16 protein-coding genes are annotated in these 18,659 nt (G+C 70.2%); 7 read left to right on the plus strand and 9 right to left on the minus strand.

The genetic code is table 11. The features are described from left to right. Window positions 1-151: 151 nt before the first annotated feature. The 4 genes from ACFSNB_RS03230 to ACFSNB_RS03245 form a co-directional block, all read right to left on the minus strand. Window positions 152-787 (minus strand): glutathione binding-like protein, encoded by a 636-nt coding sequence (locus tag ACFSNB_RS03230; RefSeq protein WP_377314457.1) that lies wholly within the window; start codon window positions 785-787, stop codon window positions 152-154. A gap of 71 nt (window positions 788-858) precedes the next feature. After that, a complete protein-coding gene (locus tag ACFSNB_RS03235) occupies window positions 859-1,182 on the minus strand; it encodes a TonB family protein (protein WP_377314459.1) in 324 nt (107 codons plus the stop codon). A gap of 374 nt (window positions 1,183-1,556) precedes the next feature. Further along, a complete protein-coding gene (locus tag ACFSNB_RS03240) occupies window positions 1,557-3,746 on the minus strand; it encodes a TonB-dependent receptor (RefSeq protein WP_377314460.1) in 2,190 nt (729 codons plus the stop codon). A gap of 119 nt (window positions 3,747-3,865) precedes the next feature. Continuing rightward, entirely contained in the window at window positions 3,866-4,246 is a 381-nt protein-coding gene (locus tag ACFSNB_RS03245; RefSeq protein ID WP_377314461.1) for a DUF2946 family protein, read from the minus strand. A gap of 158 nt (window positions 4,247-4,404) precedes the next feature. On the opposite strand from ACFSNB_RS03245, the gene ACFSNB_RS03250 reads away from it, so the two are divergent. The 7 genes from ACFSNB_RS03250 (at window position 4,405) to ACFSNB_RS03280 (ending at window position 11,359) form a co-directional block, all read left to right on the plus strand. Next, a complete protein-coding gene (locus ACFSNB_RS03250; protein WP_377314642.1) occupies window positions 4,405-4,542 on the plus strand; it encodes a hypothetical protein in 138 nt (45 codons plus the stop codon). Window positions 4,543-4,931: 389 nt separating this feature from the next. After that, window positions 4,932-5,654 (plus strand): O-methyltransferase, encoded by a 723-nt coding sequence (locus ACFSNB_RS03255; RefSeq protein WP_377314463.1) that lies wholly within the window; start codon window positions 4,932-4,934, stop codon window positions 5,652-5,654. Window positions 5,655-5,699: 45 nt separating this feature from the next. Then, a complete protein-coding gene (locus ACFSNB_RS03260; protein ID WP_377314465.1) occupies window positions 5,700-6,464 on the plus strand; it encodes a hypothetical protein in 765 nt (254 codons plus the stop codon). Window positions 6,465-6,666: 202 nt separating this feature from the next. Next, on the plus strand, window positions 6,667-8,412 hold the full coding sequence (locus tag ACFSNB_RS03265) for a glycosyltransferase family protein (protein WP_377314467.1): 1,746 nt from the start codon (window positions 6,667-6,669) through the stop codon (window positions 8,410-8,412). 16 nt (window positions 8,413-8,428) lie between these two features. Continuing rightward, window positions 8,429-9,475 carry a hypothetical protein gene (locus ACFSNB_RS03270; protein ID WP_377314469.1) on the plus strand — a complete coding sequence of 349 codons (1,047 nt, stop codon included), beginning with the start codon at window positions 8,429-8,431 and terminating at the stop codon, window positions 9,473-9,475. Window positions 9,476-9,485: 10 nt separating this feature from the next. Next, on the plus strand, window positions 9,486-10,478 hold the full coding sequence (locus ACFSNB_RS03275; protein WP_377314471.1) for a class 1 isoprenoid biosynthesis enzyme: 993 nt from the start codon (window positions 9,486-9,488) through the stop codon (window positions 10,476-10,478). A 119-nt stretch (window positions 10,479-10,597) separates the two neighbouring features. Beyond that, a complete protein-coding gene (locus ACFSNB_RS03280; protein ID WP_377314473.1) occupies window positions 10,598-11,359 on the plus strand; it encodes a hypothetical protein in 762 nt (253 codons plus the stop codon). Between the two features lie 53 nt (window positions 11,360-11,412). Here ACFSNB_RS03280 and hydE read toward each other — a convergent pair whose 3' ends face one another. The 5 genes from hydE to ACFSNB_RS03305 all read right to left on the minus strand — a co-directional run bounded on the left by hydE (window position 11,413) and on the right by ACFSNB_RS03305 (window position 18,515). Next, window positions 11,413-12,477: a [FeFe] hydrogenase H-cluster radical SAM maturase HydE gene (gene hydE, locus ACFSNB_RS03285; RefSeq protein WP_377314475.1), complete on the minus strand. Its 1,065-nt coding sequence runs from the start codon at window positions 12,475-12,477 to the stop codon at window positions 11,413-11,415. Next, on the minus strand, window positions 12,474-13,691 hold the full coding sequence (gene hydF / locus ACFSNB_RS03290; RefSeq protein ID WP_377314477.1) for a [FeFe] hydrogenase H-cluster maturation GTPase HydF: 1,218 nt from the start codon (window positions 13,689-13,691) through the stop codon (window positions 12,474-12,476). Before hydF ends, hydE begins: the two co-directional genes overlap by 4 nt. A 157-nt stretch (window positions 13,692-13,848) precedes the next feature. Beyond that, entirely contained in the window at window positions 13,849-15,243 is a 1,395-nt protein-coding gene (locus tag ACFSNB_RS03295) for an aspartate ammonia-lyase (RefSeq protein WP_377314478.1), read from the minus strand. A 2-nt stretch (window positions 15,244-15,245) separates the two neighbouring features. Then, the gene (gene hydG / locus ACFSNB_RS03300; RefSeq protein WP_377314480.1) at window positions 15,246-16,646 is read right to left on the minus strand and encodes a [FeFe] hydrogenase H-cluster radical SAM maturase HydG; all 1,401 of its coding nucleotides are present in this window, start codon (window positions 16,644-16,646) and stop codon (window positions 15,246-15,248) included. Between the two features lie 183 nt (window positions 16,647-16,829). Then, window positions 16,830-18,515 carry a methyl-accepting chemotaxis protein gene (locus ACFSNB_RS03305; RefSeq protein ID WP_377314481.1) on the minus strand — a complete coding sequence of 562 codons (1,686 nt, stop codon included), beginning with the start codon at window positions 18,513-18,515 and terminating at the stop codon, window positions 16,830-16,832. Window positions 18,516-18,659: the final 144 nt, after the last annotated feature.

Consider the following 18,659-nt stretch of genomic DNA (forward strand, 5'->3'; position numbering starts at 1 on the left):
GGCCCTTGGAACCCATTGGTGTGGTCGGGCGCGGAGCGGCCTGTCAGCTTGGGCGCGGGCGCCTGCCGCGCAAAGGGCAAGGAAAGGGTTCCAAGGGCCTTGCGGCCCTTGGCGGGCGTGGGCGGAGCGCACACATCACCCGAAAACCGGCTCAGTTTTGCCGGGCGTCGCCCCGGGCATAGGCGCGTTGGGTCGCCGGGCGGGCGGCGATCGCCTCGAACCAGCGTTTGAGGTCGGGGTAATCCTCCAAAGTCTGCTGCTGGCGTTGCCACGGCACGATCCAGGGATAACAGGCCATGTCGGCGATGGTGTAGTCGTCGCCGGCGATGAAGGGGCGCCCCGCCAGCCGGCGGTCGAGCACACCGTAAAGCCGCCGGGTCTCGTTGACATAACGCTCGATCGCGTAGGGGATCCGTTCCGGGGCGTAGAGGTTGAAATGGTGGTTCTGCCCGGCCATCGGGCCGAGGCCGCCGACCTGCCAGAACAGCCATTCCATCACCGTCTTGCGGCCGCGCAGGTCGCTGGGGAGGAAGCGCCCGGTTTTCTCGGCGAGATAAAGCAGGATCGCGCCGGATTCGAACACCGTCACCGCCGCGCCGCCATCGGCGGGGGCCGGGTCGATGATCGCCGGCATCCGGTTGTTGGGCGAAAAGGCCAGGAACTCTGGCTTGAACTGGTCGCCTTTGGTGATATCGACCGGGACGATCCGGTATTCGAGCCCGGCTTCTTCAAGCAACAGGGTGATCTTGTGGCCGTTGGGGGTGGGCCAGTAATAGAGATCGATCATTGCGGCTTCCTGGCGGGTGGGGGGAGGCGTGATTCACGCCGATGATACACCATGGCGCCCCGCTTTCCGCCTCAGTGGAAGGCGAAGGGCAGGGTGAAGTTCAGGCGGTCGGGGGCGATCGTCGCCGGCGGCGGCGGGAACGGCGCGGCGGCGCGCAGCGCGGCCAGGGCGGCGCGGTCATGCAGACCGCTGCCGCTCGAACGGGCGATCTCGGACGATACCAGCTCTCCGGCGGAATCAAGCCGGAACGCCACCAGGGTGGTGCCGACCAGTCGCCGGGTGGCCGGGCGGTGGGCCAGCACCCGTTCCCACACCAGACGGGCATAGGCCTGGGCTGCGGCGTCGGACTCGGCGGCGGCGGTCGCCGGAGCCGGAGGGGGCGAGGGTGTCTCCACCGGCGGGGCGGCGTCGATCGCGGCCGGGGCGGCCGGAGCCGGGAGCGCGACCGGACGGGGCGGGGGCGTCGTCGCGCGCGGCGGCGGCCGGATCGCGGCCGGCGCCGGCCTGGGTGGGGGGACGGGTGAGGCCGGGGGGGCGGGTGAGGGGGGCGACGGTGGCGACGGGGCTGGGGCCGGGTCGGGGGCGGACCGGATCATCAACTCCGCCACCAGCGCCGGCGGATCGGGCCGGACCGCCGGGCCGGCCAGCAGGCCGAGGCCGGCCGCCACCGCCGCATGCAGCCCGAGCGAGGCGGGAATCCCGAGCCGGAGCAGGCCGCGCCGCGATACGGCGCTGCCTGCTCCGTCCGGCGGGCGGGGGGCGCGACCGGTCAGAATTTGATCGTCACCCCGGCATCGAACGAACGCCCCATCCCGGCCAGCGCGGGATACGGTGTCGTCATCGTCTGGCCGGCATAGCGGGCGTCCTTGTAATCGACGCCGCCCAGCGGCTCGTAATATTGCTTGTTGAACAGGTTTTCGATCCCGAAGCTGAGGGTGACCGCCTCCCAATCATAGGCGGCGCGGAGGTTGACCAGGGCGTAACCCGGCGTCGTCGGCTCGTTGCGGGTGGTGTCGAGCTGGGTCTTGCCGGCGACCGCCCGGATCTCCAGCGCGCTGCTCCAGCCGCCGAGGCGCTGGTCGAGGGTGAGCTGGCCGTTGACCGGCATCAGGTGGTAGAGATTGCGGCCGTCATTGACCTGCCAGCCGCGCACCCAGCCGATCTTGCCGCCGAGACCGAAATCGCCGAGGCCGGTGTCGCGGGCCAGCAGGGTGCGGCCGGACAGATCGACGCCGAACATCTGGGCGTCGTGGTTGGCGAAGCGCAGCACGGTGCCGGTGACGGCGTGGCCGTTGAGGCTGGTGATCCGGTCGGCGCCGATATAATCCTCGATATAGGTGTAATAGGGGGTCAGCTTGACCTGCCAGACCTTGGCGCCCGGGTCGTGCCAGTCGGCGGTGGCGCTGAGGGTGTTGGCGACCTCCGGCTTGAGATCGACGTTGCCGACATAGCCGTTATAGTCGCCGAACCAGCCGATCATCGACGAGGCCATCGACCCGGTGGACCAGGCATAACGCTCGTAGAGATTGGGCGAGCGGGTCTTGCGGGCGTAGCCGGCCTCGCCGGTGGCGGTGTCGGAAAGCTGATAGCGGGCCAGCGCGGTCAGGTCGAGATTGAGATCGACCCGGGTGCGGTCCCGGGCGTTGAAGGCGGCGGCGTCCTCGCGGTAATGGTAGCTGGTGCCGCTGGCCCAATTGTAGCCCTGCACCGGGCCGCTATCCGTCACCACCGTGTCATTGCGCAGGCCGAACAGGGTGGTCCAGCGCGGGGTCCAGGCCCGCTCCCATTCGCCGTAGGTGCCGATCCGGTTGCGTTCGCCACCGGCGATGTTCTGGAAGGTGCCGGGCCCCATCGCGCTGGTCATCGTCATCGTCGCCGGCCACCATTCGTCGAGGGTGAAGCGGTCGAACTCGTTGCCGACCCGCAGGGTGTCGTCGAGGCCGAGCGGGATCTCGGCCTTGACCGCGTAGCCGAACTGCCGGGCCTGGCTCAGCATCGGCATGCCCGCCCCGACCGCCGCGTTGCTGCGGCCGAACAGGAAATTCATCTTGTGGCGGATGTCGAGCCCGTAGACCTGGCCGTCAAGACTGCCCCAGGCGAAATCGCCCTGATAGCGGGCGCTGGCATGAGTGCTCCGGTTGTAGGTCAGGTCCATCGCCTGATTGGGGAACCCCTCATAGGGGGTGTAGGTCCCGCCGGCCCGCAGCACCAGTTGATCGCCGTCGCCGCGAAAGGCCAGGGTGGCGTCGCCGCCATAGCTCTTGTATTTGCTGGCCTGGATCACCCTGCCGTTGCCGTCCTGGTAATTGCCGGCCTCGGCGCGGTTCAGGCTGACCCCCAGGCTGACATCCTCGGTGGCGACGCTGGCCTCGCCGGCATTGGTGAGGGCGCTGGCGTTGCTGCGGAAGACGGTCGAGACCTGCCCCCCGAGATGGATCCCTTCGCCGGTGGCGGCGAACACCGGCGCCTTGGGATCGACCCGGATCGTGCCGGCGATGCTGTCGCCGCCGGCGCTGACCGGGGTGATCCCGGCGATCAGCTCGGCCCGGCCGACCGCGCTGGGGGCGAGATAGGACAGCGCCGGATTCATGTGGTTGGGGCAACTCGACCCGATCGGCACCCCGTCGACCAGGGTCTTGATCCGGTCGTCGCCCAGACCGCGGATCACCGGCAGGCTCGACAGGCCGCCGCCGGTGTAAAGGCTGACCCCCGGCAGGTCGCCGAGCAGACGGGCGGTGTCGTCGGTGGTGGCGGCCTTGGCCCGCACCGCCTCGGCCGGGACCGTTTCGGTGGTGGCGGTGGACGGAGTCTCGGTTTCGACCGGCGCGGTCTCGACCGGGATCGGCGGCAGGGCGGTGGCGGTCTGGGCCAGCCCCGGGGCGGGCGCGGCCAGCAGGGCGCAGGCGGCGCAGGAGCGGCGCAGCGCCCGCCCCGGGGAAGCGGAACGGTGGCGGTTCATCGGGATACTCTCTCGCAACGACCGGAGGCGGACTCCGGCGGGTTACGCCCGGCGGCGGCGGCGCGGGCACGACGCGACCGGCTCCCGGCCGGATGATCCTCGTGCGGCGGCGGAAGCGGTCAGGTTCGGGGCGGGCGTAGCGGGAGCGGCGGCGCGCGCGGTGGTGCCCAGCACCGGGTCGGATCAGGGGGAAACCGGAAACGCGCCACCGGCAGGCGGAGATCGCTGCCGACCTCGGCGCGGTCCGGCGCGGTCTGGGCCGCCGGCAGCAGCAGATGGCCCTGGAACAGCGGCAGGCAGAACAGGCAATGCGGCCCGGCCGTGCTTTCCGGCGCGGCCGGGCGATGATCGGCGTCGGTTCCCGTCGGACGGGAGGAGCACACCCCGGCCGGCTGGCCGCGCGCCGCCGCCGATTGCCCGGGCAGGGCGAGCCCGGCCGCGACCTGGACCAGGATCAGGGCGAGGATCAGCCGGGCGATCAGACGGCGAGCGGGGCGCATGGCGGCATGATAGTTATTTTAGTCTATAAAGCTAGTGTTCTGAATGTCTTTTTGGCCGCGATGGCGACCGGATGTGATTGTGATTATCATTATCGATAAGCGTGTGACAAGCGGGCGGATCCTGTCCCCTGAGCGACGGGCTGGACGGCAAGACCGCCTTGAACGTAGAGGACGTGGTGGCGGCGCCGCGGGTCTATGCCATTTCGGTCCCGTCGCAGGCCGATCACGTCGCTGTCGCCAAGGGCACCGGCGTCGATCAGCCCCGCAACCTCGCCAACAGCGTCACCGTCGAGTAACGGCGGGCTCCCACCCGCGCGCGACACCATAGGTTGCGCGGGCTCCCGCCCGCGGGCCCGGCCGGGGCGATGCCCCGGACCCCCTTGGTATTCTTGATATACGGGGCAACGGGCCTCGGGGGCTGATTCGATCCGTGTCGCGCCGTTGGCGCGCGGGGCGGCCGCAAGCGGTCGGCGACACCTCGCCCGTCCGGGAACCGGATATTTCGCCCATCACCACCCTAAGCTGTATCGTCACAACCAAAAAAGTATTATTGCCACCGTAAGGGCATCTAAAATGGTTGCGTGAATGCCTGGTTGTGGTAGTTGGTATCTAGACACTCTGAGGTTAATTGCGAAAAACAACACAACCAAAAAGGTAAAATCCGGTGCGAGACCGAGGAGGCCAGATGGGCTTTGAGGAAATCGACGCGCTGTGCCGCCACATCGACCAGGAGATCGAGCGACAGCGACCCGCCGTGGGGGAGCGCATCGAAGCCATCTACCGCGCCTACAACCGGGATTTCGGCATCGACTGGAACGACCAATCCTATTTTCTCACCTTTCTCTACCTCGCCACCCGGTTCCGGGCCCCGCATTCCATCATCCAGACCGGCACCTGTTGCGGCCATTCCGCCATCGCGATGGCGCTGGGGCTCGAGGATGGCGGCATCGACGGCACCATCGACACGATCGATCCCGAGCCCCAGGCCTATGGCGACGGTGCGGTGACGCGCCCGGTCGAAATCGCCCGCCAGGTCGCCCGTCAGTCCGGCCATCACCATCGCATCCGTTTTCACCGTGGCTATTCGGTGCGGGCGTGGGATGCCGGGCGCATCGACCTGGTGAACGCGCCGGAGGGGGTGCTGGAACAGCTGGCGGTGCCCCGGTCGGCCGATCTGGTGGTGGTTGACGGCGACCATACCTTTCCCGGCGCCTATTGGGATCTGGAATACGGCGCGCGCTGCCTGAGGCCGGGGGGGGCGCGCCTGATGATCACCCATGATTTCAAGTCGATTCCAACCGTTCGTGACGCCGTGCGCCGCTGGGTCAGGCAGCGCCCGGGAGACGTCACGTTGCGGGTGTGGGGGCAGTACAACGGCTATGCCCTGATCGGCGTCGCCGTCCCCTGACCGTTTCCTTCCGCCACCTCAACGCCCAGCCAGATGGTGAACACGATGGCAAAAAAGAACGGACCGACTCAGAACGACACCGACCGCATTCTTGACGTCGTCGCCCAGGTCAAGGGGGCGATCGAGGCCAAGAACTGGCCTGGCCTCAAGGCCTTGCTGCCCGATCTTCCCGTCTGGGTGGCCACCCGCCCGGTGCCCCTCGCCAACGCCATCGCCAGCCTTGAGGCCGGCCTGGGGGGCGCCCGCGACATCGAGGTCACCATCCTTGAAATCAAGGATACGGTCTACGAGGCCGACAAGGCCCAGTTGAACGCCCGCGCCCAGCTGATCTACTCGTCGGGCGAAAGCTGGGAGGAGCACAGCTTCGAGTTCACCCTGCATGTCGGCTTCGTCCGCAGGAACGACGCCTGGGGGGTGGATTATCTCGGCGTGACGGCGCCCGAACCGCAGCGCGCCGCTCCGGCCGAATTGCCGCCCAGCATCCTGGCCGGCGCCGCGGGGGGAGGCTATTTCGCCGCGTCGGATCTGGCCGGTGCCCCCGGAGGGGGCTATTTCGCGGCGGCGAATCTGGCCGCGCCCTATTTCGAGGCGGCCAGCTACTTCCGGACCGCGGCCCCGTATTTCTCGGGCGGCGGCGGCCTCCCCCTCGAGGCGCTGGCCGAAAACGTGGCCGTTCCCGAATCGCAGCCGGCCGCCGCGGAGCAGCCCCAGGCGCAACCCCAGGCCCAACCCCAGGCGCTGCCCGGCTATTCCGTGATCTACGCGCCGCTGCTGGTGCCGACCAATGTGATCCTGTCCCTGTTCAAGTAGGCCGTCCCCCGTCCCGCCGCCGCCCGGCGGCGGGGCGCCACCGTCCCATACCGCCCGGCCAATGAACTGACCCGTCGGGTCAGTTCAGGCCGAGACGGTGACGCTCAGGCGCCGCGCGGGCCGGCCGGCCGCCGAACGGATCATTTCAAAGGGCGGCCGGTACCATGCCGCGACCGCCCGGATGGAAAAGGAGCCGATCGCAGTGCCTCTTGCCGCCGACTCGTCGGGTTCGCGCCTCAGTATCGGCCAATTGGTGTCCGATGGCCGCCACGGGCTCGAGGTCCGTCCCCCCCGGGATGTGCTGCGCGCGGTCCATCTGGTCCGCGAGCATGCCGCCGCGATCGCCTTTCGCCCGATCAGCCTTGGCAACCTGACCTATCTGCGCGACCGCGTCGCGGATCTGCGCGTCCTGCGTGGCGTGGTCACGTCGCTGCGGGCCGGCGCCTCACCCGCCTGGGGCGCCGCGTTGGACGCCATCCTGGGCGATCTCGACCTGGCGGACGAAACCCGCGACAAGGCGTTCTTCGCCTATCTCGTCCACCGCTGCGACCAGACCGGCTATCAACGCTTCTGGCACCAATCCGCCACCCGGATCCCCTGGGGGCCGACGCGGCTGCTGGGCGAGGATTACGAAACCGTGCTGTTGGTGTTCGGCCCCGCCCTGGGATTCGGCGACGAGATCGCCTCGGTCGATTTCGCCACCCATCTCGCCCAGGCCTTCCCGCATGCCCGCTTCGAGGTCTACAGCGCCCATCCCGCGCTGTGGCGGCTGATCCCGTGGGTGGCCGAGGCGGTCGAGACCAACGGCAATCCGCTGAACGCCATTGCCCGCGTCGATGGCGTGGTGAGCGGTGGCCGGCGCGGCCTGATCGTGTTCGTCAATTTCACCGGCCTCGACATGCATCTGGGCTATACCGGCGGCAACCATCGCTGCGGCGTGCTCGAGGTCGCCATCGGCCGAGGCCAGCTCTGGTTCATGGCGGGTCCGGATGCGCCGATCCAGACCGGGGTCGCCCTCGACCCGCTGCGGCCCAACAACCGGAGCAGCCTGGCGACCCTGGCCGCCCGCCTGCTCGGCGGCGCCCCCGGCCCGTCGCGCCCCGCGCTGGCCCTGCCGCCCGCGCCCAAGGACGGGGACCGCCCGTTGACCATTCTGGTCAATCCGCTGACCTCGAAGAACATCATCCTGGGCGAGGGTGACTGGGCCCATTTGGTGCTGCCCCCCCTGTCGCATCGCGCCGCCATCGGCCCGGTCGAGATCGTCGTCCATGCCGGCATGACCGCCGAGTCGCTGCATTATGCCGGTCTGGTGGCCCAGGCCATGCGCGGCCGGGCGCCCCGCTCCGTCTCGGTGCGGCTGCTCGCCCTGGCCGAGCGCGACAAGGACGCCGCCTTTCACGGCGTGCTCGACGCCATGCGCGGCAGCGATCTGGTGATCGGGATCGACACCTTCAGTTCGCATCTGGCCGCCCTGGTGGGCACGCCGTGCCTGTCGCTGTGCTACGACCGCAACGAGCCGTTCTGGTGGAGCGAGGAGGGCAGTCTGTGGGTCGAGATGCGCGCCGGCCTCGACGACGTCTCGGACCTGTTCACCCTGTTGCTCGACCATGCCGAAATGAAGCGTCACGGCGTGCCCGCCGGCCTGCGGCGTGGTCTGGCCGCCTGCGGGCGCTTCCGCCGCGCCCTGATCGCGGCGCGGGACGGTGACGACGACGGCGGGGCCCGCGTGATCGAGGCCGGACAGGCGGCGTGGAACGGCATTTCCGGCAAGGTTCGCCGCATTTCCCAGCGGCTGGACGGCGGCCTGTGCTGGCCGCAGGCGGCGCGGGCGCTGTCCTGGCCCGGACAGGAACCCGAGCGGCGCCAATGGCTGGTGCAGGCCGTCGGCGAAAGCTATTTCGGGCGGATCTGCCGGCTGTTCGGCAGCCTGCCCCATCCCGTCGAGTGAGGAGGGCGCGCCCGTCGTGAGCCAGCCGATCGTCTTCGTTACCTATGCCACGGCGCGCCCGGTCAGCATGATCGGTGTCCTCAAGCGCTGCCTGCGTCTGGCCGATCGGCTGCATGCCGAGGGCCACCGCATCCAGATGCTGCATTTCGGCGACCTGCCCCACGACGGCATGGTGGCCGAGGCCCGGGCCCGCTATGACTGGCACACCCCCGACATCGCCGACAGCAGGCCCCGCCCGGTCAACGCCTGGCTGGAACGGACCGCCCCGGCCCTGGTGGTGCTGGGCGAATGCCCGATCAGCGGCTCGATGCGGACCGCCTTTCGCGAATCGCTCCAGTTGGGGCTGCGGACCGCCTGCATCGACAATTACCACTCAAGGTTGAGCGCGCGCTATTTCCGCCGGATGTGGCCGGGCGTGGGGACGTGGCTGCTGGTCGGCCTGCCCGAACTGGGTGGTTTCGGCTGGATCGAGGACGACATCTTCGTCGCCCCGCCGCTGGTTCCCGGCCTGGGCCGCCGTTTGCCGGCACCGGCCGGGACCTTGCTGCTGTTCGGCTACGACCCCGAGGTCGCCCGTTTCGCCCACGATCTGCACCGTCGCCTGCCGTCCCCCCCGCCCGAGACCGTGCTGATGACCGGCAGTTTCGGGATGGAACTCGCGGGCGGGGCGCCGGCCGGGATGCGGGTGGTGGTCAGCCCGGGCGAGACGGCCTACGTCGCCGAACTCAACCGCGCGCGCGTCGTCGTCGGCAAGAACGGCTTCCAGCAGATGGTCGAGGCGGTGGGGGCGGGCGCCCATATGCTCTGCCTGCAACGGCCGGGCGGGGTTCCGCCCGAGTTGCTGCCCGAGCATTTGCAGCCCTACCTCAGGCTGACCGACGGACGGGCCGAGGCGATCGAGCCGCTGGCGGCGCTGGTGTCGGGCTGGCTGGGCACGGCGGGGGACAATCCCTGGCCGGCGCGGCTGGCCGAGCTGAACGATCCGGTGGCCCTGGCGGCCGCGGTGCTGTCGTCGCTGCTGCCGGGTTCCCCCGCCCTGGCGGCGGCCGGCGGCGGGCGATAAGGCGGCGGCGATGACCATGTTGAAAAGCGCCCTGCTGGAGCGTGCCGCCGTGCGGGGTGTCTGCGCCCGCGCCGAGACCTTCCTGGGCGGCTCGGGCGAGCGGCTGCACGAACAGCGCGAGGCGATGCGGCACCGGCTGGCCGCGGTGCTGGAGGATCTCACCCGCTCCCTGACCGCCGACGGCATCGGTGGCGGCGAGGCGATCGGGACGATGTTGGCGGCGGTCGGCGATTACCTGGGCTGGCTGCTGTGGAGTGTCGAGGATCTGGCCGTGCTGGGGACCGCCCTGTCGCTGCCGCCCGACCGGTTCGCCCGGCGGGTGGTCTGCTGCCACCTGATCTACCAGTCGGGCCGGATGCTGGACGACGCCATCGACGGCCATGCCGACTACAAGGGGCTGGCTCCGACCATGTATGGCCGTCTGTCGAGCGGCGGCGAGCGGCGGGCGCGCAGCCAGACCACCCTGGCGGCCATCGTGCTGATTCTGCGCGGCGTCACCGATTTCGCCGCCTCGTTCGGCGAGACCGTCGCGGTGGCCGAACTGGCGCGGCTGACCGCCCATTGCACCGATGCCTGCCGTGGCGCCCTGATCGAGATGGAATCGGGCGCCGCCCTGTCGGAAGAGGGCTATCTGCGCCTGATCGACCTGAAGACCACCGCCCACAACACCATCCTGCTGCAATCCCTGGCCGGGCTGGTCGAGGACGACACCCGCCGGCGGGTCGAGCAGGTCTACCGCACCGCCTCGGTGCTGGGACAGATCCTCAACGACGCCGCCGACCTCGACGCGGACCGGCGGACCGGCCAGGTCAACTGGTTCCTGCTGGATGGGCGCGCGCGGGGAGGGGAGGGGCTGCACCGCGAGGATGCGGACAAGCTGTTGGCCGCCTTCGACGCCCTGGCCCGGCTGTGCCTGGACCAGCCCGAGCCGCTGCGGCTGGCCTGCTGCGCCAAGCTGAAATCGATGGTCGATCACTGCGAACGATTCACGGTCCCGCGATGACCGGCGCCCTGCGGCAAGCCGTTGACGCGGCTCTCGCTTTTCTGGGGCGGGCGCAGGCCGCCGACGGCTCGTTCCCGACGGGTTGGTCCTACAGCCCGGCCATGACCGCGCCCCAGCCGGTGGAATCGCCCTTTGTGACCGGCATGGTGGCCGGCGCGCTGGAGGTCCACGCCGAGACGCCCGCCATCGCCGGTGTCATCGCCGGCGCCGTGGGCAACATTCTGTCCTGGCGCCCGGCCGACGGCCTGTTCCGCTTCTTCCGGCACGGCATCGACCCCGACCTGGACGACATCGCCCTGCTGCACACGGTCCTGCTGCGCCACCGGCCGGCTTCGTTCGACCCGGCGGCGGTGGCCGCGCTGCTGGAGGGCCTGGTCGGAGCGGACGGCCGGTACCCGGTGTGGGTGCGGCCCGCTTCGGCACAAAACGAATTCGACCCCTGCGTCCAGGCCAACGTGGTCAATTATCTGTGCCGCTGCGGCCGGCGCCCCGATCTGGGGGTGCTGCGGATCGCCTGGGGGCTGTGGCGGGAGGACGCCGCGACCCTGCATTACGAATCCCCCTTCACCTTTCCCTATTTCCTCGCCCGCCTGCCCCCCGCCGCCCGCCGGTCGGTGGTGGCGGCCAATCCGCGGGCGGTGGCGGGCCTGAGCCGATCGCGGCCGGGCGCCACCGCGCTCGATCAGGCGTTCCAACTGGCCGCCCTGCGGCGACTGGGTGGACCCGCGCGCGCGGATCTGGTGGAACGGCTGCTGGCCGGGCAGGGCGCGGACGGGGCGTGGCCGGCGATCGGGGCGTTCGGCGCGCTGAATTTCTGGGGCTCGTCGGCGCTGACCACCGCCCTTGCCGCCGAGGCCCTGGCTCTGGCGGGAAAAGGATAAGGGGTGTTGGGCGCGTGCTCTCCAGGCAGGGTGGCGGGGGCGGCAGCCCGGCCTTACCCCCGCCGCCGCCGGGCGTGCGGTGAATCGCCCCATTGGTCCCATCCCACCCGCCGGCCGGCGGTGGTGACGCGGCGTTCGAGGCAGCCGCGGCATTCCAGGCTGCCTTCGTCCAGGCAGGGCTTGCCATCATACAACTGATATTGCGGCCGCACCCGGCGCGGGGTGGCGTTGGGCATGGTGACGTTGGCGCCGAAGCGGATGCCGCGTTCGCGTCCGTCCTCGACCAGCGCCTGCAACGCGGTGGTGGCGGCGATGTTGAGGTCGGGCAGGCTCAGCCGCGTCACCGCGATCATGTTGAGCGCCAGGGTCAGCAGCGCGTCGCGCGCCATCATCGCCTGTTCCGGCAAGGCGCCGCCGGCGGAATGGAGGTATGGCCCCATCCCGATCATGTCGATGTCGCGCTCGGCATAGAAGCCGATATCGGCGGCGAGGTCGTCCAGCGTCTGGCCGGGCAGGCCGATCATCACCCCGGTGCCGACCTGGAACCCGGCCGCGCGCAGGTCGTCGAGCGCCTGGAGCCGGCTGGCGAAGCTCTGTTCGGGCGGATGGATCGTCGCGAACAGCGCCGGATTGCTGGTCTCGATCCTGAGCAGGTAGCGATGGGCCCCGGCCGCGCGCCAGCGCCGATAGGTGGCGAGGCTCTGCTCGCCCAGCGACAAAGTGATGCCGAGCCCGTCGGGCAGGCGGTCCGAGCGCGAGCGGTCGCGGATCTCGGCGACCAGATCGGCGACGAAGGCGATGAAGGCCTCGTCGCGCCGCTCGCCGGCCTGGAGCACGCAGGAGCCATAGCCGGCCTCGGCGCAGAACAAAGCCGCCTCGATCGCCTCGGCCCGGTCGAGCCCGTAGCGGACCAGTTCGCGGTTGGAGCGACGGATGCCGCAATAGAGGCAGTCGAGCGCGCAGCGGTTCGACAGCTCGATCAGCCCCCGGTAATGGACGGTGTCGCCGACCGTGGCGGTGGTGCGGTCGAAGGAGGCGCGGCGCAGCTCCTCGATCGCGGCGGGATCGGTCAGGCCGAGCAGCCGGACCCGTTCGGGGTGGGACAGCAGCGCGGTCACGACGCGGCGGCCCGTTCGAACGCGGCCAGGGCGGAGGGGAAGCAGCCCAGCGCGCGCGGCAGCACCCCTTGCAGCAGCGAGATCGCCACCCCGTAATTGGTCATCGGCACCCCCTGGCGGCCGGCGCGGTCGAGCCGGGCCAGCATGGCGCGGCGGGTGACGGTGCAGCCGCCGCACTGGATGATCAGCGCATAGGGGCTGAGGTCGTCGGGGAAATCCTTGCCCGCCGCCACCTCGATCTTGATCCCGCCGCCGACATATTGGTTGAGCCAGCGCGGGATCTTGACCCGGCCGATATCGTCGGCGAGGGGATGATGGCCGCAGGTCTCGCCGATCAGCACCCGGTCGCCGGGCTTGAGGCGGGGGATCGCCGCCGCCCCGGCGGCGAGGCGGTCGAGGTCGGCCTTGAAGCGGGCCATCAGGATCGAGAAGGTGGTCAGCGGGATCGTGGGCGGGGTGTCGGCGCAGGCCTTCAGCACCACCTGGGAATCGCAGATCACCAGCCGGGGCGGGGTCTTCAGCCGCTCCAGCGCCCCGCTCAGCTCGCGTTCCTTGACCACCAGGGTCAGGGCGTCGCTGTCGAGCATCTCGCGGATCACCTGGACCTGGGGCAGGATCAGCCGCCCCTTGGGCGCGCCGAGGTCGATCGGCACCACCAGCACCGCCAGCTCGCCGGCCGGCACCAGATCGCCGGCGAGGCGGGGCTCCTCCAGCCGCGCCGCCGGGGCAAGCCGGGTGATCGCCTGCCGCAATTCGTCTATTCCGGCCCCGGTCAGCGCCGACACCGCCAGCGCCTCGGCCCCCAGCCCGGCCGCCGCCTGCGGCGCCGCCAGATCGGCCTTGTTGCGGACCACCAGCATCGGCGTGCCGCGATCGCGCAGGGTGGCGGCGAGGTCGGTCTCGAACCGGCTGACTCCCTCCGGCCCCAGCACCAGCAAAGCGAGATCGACCCGCTCCAGCACCGCCTCGGTGCGGCGGACCCGGGCCTGCCCCAGCGCGCCGTCATCGTCGATCCCGGCGGTATCGACGAACAGCACCGGCCCGATCGGCGCCAGCTCCAGCGGCTTCTCGACCGGATCGGTGGTGGTGCCGGGCTGGTCGGAGACGATCGACACCGCCTGCCCGGTCAGGGCGTTGATCAAACTCGATTTGCCGACATTGCGCCGGCCGAACAGGCCGATATGCAGACGCAGGCCACGCGGGGTCTCTTGCATGAGGGTCTATCCTTTTCGTGGGCTCCGCCCACACCCGCCAAGGGCCGCAAGGCCCTTGGATCCCATCAATTGTCGGGAAACGGTTGGCGAAATCAATGGGTTCCAAGGGCCTTGCGGCCCTTGGCGGGTGCGGGCAGAGCCCGCGCGTTTTCCCCTTTTAACCACGATAGCCGAGAGCGGCGAGGGCGGCGGGGGAGAGCAGGCGTTCGGCCTCGGCGCGGTCGATCAGGCCCTGTTCGACGGCGAGGTCGATCACCGGGCGGCCGCTGGCGCGGGCCTCGGCGGCGAGGGCGGCGGCGCGATCGTGGCCGAGGCGCGGCACCAGGGCGGTGACCGGCGCCCACGAGGCGGCGAGGTGGGCTGCGCAGGCGGCGCGGTCGGGCTCGATTCCCTCGACGCAGCGTTGGGCGAACAGGGTGTCGGCGGCGGTCAGCAGCGACAGGCTGGTCAGCAGGGCGTCGGCCAGCAGCGGCAGGAAGGCGTTGAGTTCGAGCTGGCCCGCCATCGCGGCGGTCGTGACCATCGCGTCCTGGCCGATCACCGCCAGCGCGGTCTGGCCGACCGCCTCGGCGATCACCGGGTTGATCTTGCCCGGCATCAGGCTGGAGCCGGCCTGGACCGGCGGCAGGATCAGTTCGCCGATGCCGCCGGCCGGGCCGGAGGCGAGCAGGCGCAGGTCGGACGAGATCTTGAACAGGCTGACGGCGTGGGCCTTGAGGATCCCCGACACCTCGACCAGCGGGTCGGCGTTCTGGGTGGCATCGACCAGATTCTCGGCCCGGGCCAGCGGCAGGCCGGTGCGCTCGCGCAGCCGCTCGACCACGCGGAAGATGTAATCGCGCGGCGCGGTCAGGCCGGTGCCGATCGCGGTGCCGCCGAGATTGACGACGCGCAGCCGTTCCTCGCATTTGAACACCCGCCAGCGGTCGCGCGACAGCGCCTCGGCCCAGGCCGAGGCGGCGGCGGCCAGGGTCATCGGCGCCGCGTCCTGCAATTGGGTGCGGCCGAGCCGGACCACCTCGGCCCAGGCCCCCTCGCGCCGCTGGAACGCGGTCTGAAGCTCGGCGATCGCCGGCTCCAGCCGCTTCAGCAGGGTGATCGCCGCCACCCGCAGCGCGGTGGGGAACACGTCGTTGGTCGATTGGTGCAGGTTGAGGTGGTCGTGCGGGTCGATCTCGGCATAGGTGCCGCGCCTTCCGCCCAGGATTTCCTCGGCGCGGTTGGCCAGCACCTCGTTGACGTTCATGTTGAGCGAGGTGCCGGCCCCGCCCTGGAGGGCATCGACCACGATGGCGTGGTCGAGGTCGCCGCCCTCCATCTCGGCGCAGGCGGCGAGGATCGCCCCGGCCCGCCGCTGGTCGAGGAAGCCGAGTTCGTGGTTGGTCGCCGCCGCCGCCGCCTTGACCTGGGCCATCGCCCGGATCAGGGCAGGGGCGGGGGGGCGGCCCGACAGCGGGAAGTTCTCGACCGCGCGCAGGGTATGGATCCCCCACAGCGCGTCGGCGGGGACCTCCCGCGCGCCGAGTAGGTCGCGCTCAAGCCGTGACGGCATGGTCAGCAGAACACGTCGCGCTTGCCGGCGCGGACCATGTCGGCCAGCCGTCGCGCCACCCGCTGCTCCTCCGGCGCCATCGCCGCGATCTCGGCGGCGATCCGCCGCTCGCCCTCGGCCAGGGTGTCGGGCCCGGCATAGTCGAGCAGGTATTCGAGGAAGGTGCCGACCGCGTTGGGGGCGCATTTCGCCTTGATGTCGCCGGTCTTGGCGAGGTCCATGAAATCGCCGCCGGTGCGGCCGACCCGGTAACAGGCGGTGCAGAACGATGGGATATATCCCATCGCGGCGATGTCCTGCACCACTTCCTCCAGGCTGCGATGGTCGCCCAACTGGAACTGGCTGGATTCGAACTGCTCGGCGGCGGCATAGCCGCCCGGATTGGTGCGCGAGCCGGCCGAGATCTGCGACACGCCAAGGGCATAGGTCTCGCGCCGCATCGCCGCGCTTTCGCGGGTGGACATGATCAGGCCGGTATAGGGCACGGCAAGGCGGAGGATCGCCACCAGCTTCTTGAAATCGGCGTCGGACACCGGCACCGGCGGGTGGGTGGCCATCGCCGAGCCGATCGCCGGCTCCAGCCTCGGCACGCTGATGGTGTGACAGCCGACCCCGAACCGCTCCTCCAGGTGGGCGATGTGGCTCATCAGGGCCAGCACCTCGAACCGCCAGTCGGCCAGCCCGAACAGCACCCCCATGCCGACATCGTCGATCCCGGCCTCCATCGCCCGGTCGAAGGCGGTGACCCGCCAGTTGAAATCGGCCTTCTGACCGCGCGGGTGACAGGCGGCGTAGGTCTCGCGGTGATAGGTTTCCTGGAACAATTGGTAGGTGCCGATCCCGGCGCCGTGCAGGGCGCGGAACTGATCGACGGTCAGCGGGGCGAGGTTGGCGTTGACCCGGCGGATCGCGCCGTTGGCCCGCTTGACCGAATAGATGGTGGCGATCGAATCGAGCACGTACTCGAACCCGCCGCGATAGGATTCGCCCGCCACCATCAGCACCCGCTTGTGGCCCTGCTCGATCAGGATCTCGACCTCGCGGGCGATTTCCTCCTGATTGAGGGTGTGGCGGATCACGCTGTTGTTGCTGGCGCGGAAGGCGCAGTAGAGGCACTCGTTGCCGCACAGATTGCTGATGTAGAGCGGGGCGAAGAACACCATCCGGCGGCCGTAGATCGCCTCCTTGACCGCGCGGGCGGTGGCGAACAGCTCGGCCAGCAGGTCGGGGCGGTCGAGCGCCGCCAGCGCCGCCACCTCGTCGCCGTCGAGCCCCTTCAGCTCGCGGGCCTTGGCCAGGATCTCGGCGATCCGGCCGGCATCCTCGCGCCGGTGACGGTCGAGGGCATCCTGCAACCGGGCGGCGTCGAGCCAGTCCGGCGAATCGGGGGAGGCGTGGGTCATGATCCGCTGCTTTCCTGACGTGGGGGGTAGGGTTAGCCAACCCTTTTTTTCCTTGCCCCCATTCTTCCGCCCCCCCTTCGGGGAAGTCCAGCACAAGATCGTCCGCCACCCGTAAAGACAGGGCCGACCCACCCGTTCGGGGTGGGCCGGCCCTGGGTCCGGCGGCGGGAAAGGGGGGGCGGATCAGGCGGCGCGGACGTCGCCGAGGAAGCGTTCGATCACCCCCTTCATCGTCCCCGCATCCTGCGACAGAGTCCGGGCCGACAGCAGCACCTGGGCGGCGGCCTCGCCGGTTTCCGCCGCCGCCTGCGACACCCCGCCGATATTGGCGGCGACCTCGTTGGTGCCCTGGGCGGCGCGCTGGACGTTGCGGGCGATCTCGGCGGTGGCGGCGGCCTGCTCCTCGATCGCGGCCGAAATCGCTCCGGCGATCTCGTTGATTTCCTCGATGCGGGTGACGATCGCGCCGATCGCGGCGACGGCGGCCTGGGTGGCGGTCTGCACCGCGCCGATCTGGCCGGTGATCTCCTCGGTGGCGCGGGCGGTCTGGTTGGCCAGCCCCTTGACCTCGTTGGCGACCACGGCGAAGCCCTTGCCGGCGTCGCCGGCCCGCGCCGCCTCGATGGTGGCGTTCAAGGCCAACAGGTTGGTCTGGCTGGCGATGTCGTTGATCAGGCTGATCACCGCGCCGATCCGGGCCGAGCTTTCCGCCAGCCCCTGGACGGTGGTGTTGGTGCGGGCGGCCTCCTCGCGGGCGGTGCGCGACACCGCGTTCGACTGCGCGACCTGCCGGCCGATCTCGGCGATCGAGGCGGACAGCTCCTCGGCGGCGCTGGCGACGGTCTCGACGCTGGCCGAGGCCTCCTCGGTGGCGGCGGCGACGGTCGCGGCCTGCTGGTTGGAACGGTCGGCGTTGGCGGTCATCGCCTGGGCGGTGGTTTCCATCATCCCGGCGGCGTTGGCCAGTTCCTTGAGCATGCCGCCGATGGAGCGGTCGAACGACCCGGCCAGCGTCTCGATCTGGCGGCCGCGCGCCTCGCGCGCCTGCTGCTCGGCCGCCTGTTCGCGGGCGAGCCGCTCGGCGCGCAGGCCGTTGTCGCGGAACACCTCGACCGCGCCGGCCATCATCCCGATCTCGTCGCCACGGTCGCGCGCCGGGATCGCGGTGGCGTGATCGCCCTCGGCCAGCCGGCGCATCGCCGCGGTCATCGCGGTGATCGGTTTGGCGATCTGCTGGCGCAGCCCCAGCCCCAGCACCACGATCAGCAGCATGATCACCGCCAGGGCGGCAAAGGTCACCGCGCGGGCCTCGGCATAGGTGCCGTCGATCCGTTCGCTGGCCTGGGCCGCGCCCTGGTCGTTGAGGGCGATGCCCTGGGTCAGCGCCTTGCGCGCGTCATAATAGAAGCGGAGGCCGTCGCCGAGCTGGAGGGTGCGGGCCTCGGCCTTGCGGTCCTGGCGCGACAGCGCCAGCACCTGATCGCTGGCACCGAGGTAGGCGGTCCAGTCCTTGAGGAAACGCTCGAACGCCTCGCGCTCGGCCGGCGAGGAGATCAACGGCTGGTAGGTCTTGATCGCGGTGTCGATCTGTTCGCGCTGGGCGCGGACCTTGCCGTCCTGCTCGGCCATCGCCTCCGGGGTCTGGGCGGTGATGTGGGCCAGTTCGCGGAGGCGATGCTCGACCAGCAGCGTTTCCAGCCGCGACAGGCTGCGGACGCTCGGCAGCCAATCCTGGGCGATGGCCCGGCCGGCCCGGTTCATGTCTCGCATCTCGGCCAGATTGATCAGGCTGTTGAGCAGCACCACCACCAGCACCAGCGCGAAGGCGAGGCCGATCTTGGCCGGAATTTTCAGGTTGTTGATCATCATCCCCCACCTCTCCCGCGCCGGATTGATCCCATAGGGGTTTTAATCTAAGGTAATAACCCTATAACTAAAGCCCTAAATCACTGCGCAGGAAGATGGGGGAGGGCGGCGCCGCTTTCAAGCTGGACCGACGCATGGAGTGTATTC

Origin of the sequence: Phaeospirillum tilakii, from assembly GCF_042683125.1 — a bacterium.
Taxonomy (GTDB): Bacteria; Pseudomonadota; Alphaproteobacteria; order Rhodospirillales; family Magnetospirillaceae; genus Phaeospirillum; species Phaeospirillum tilakii.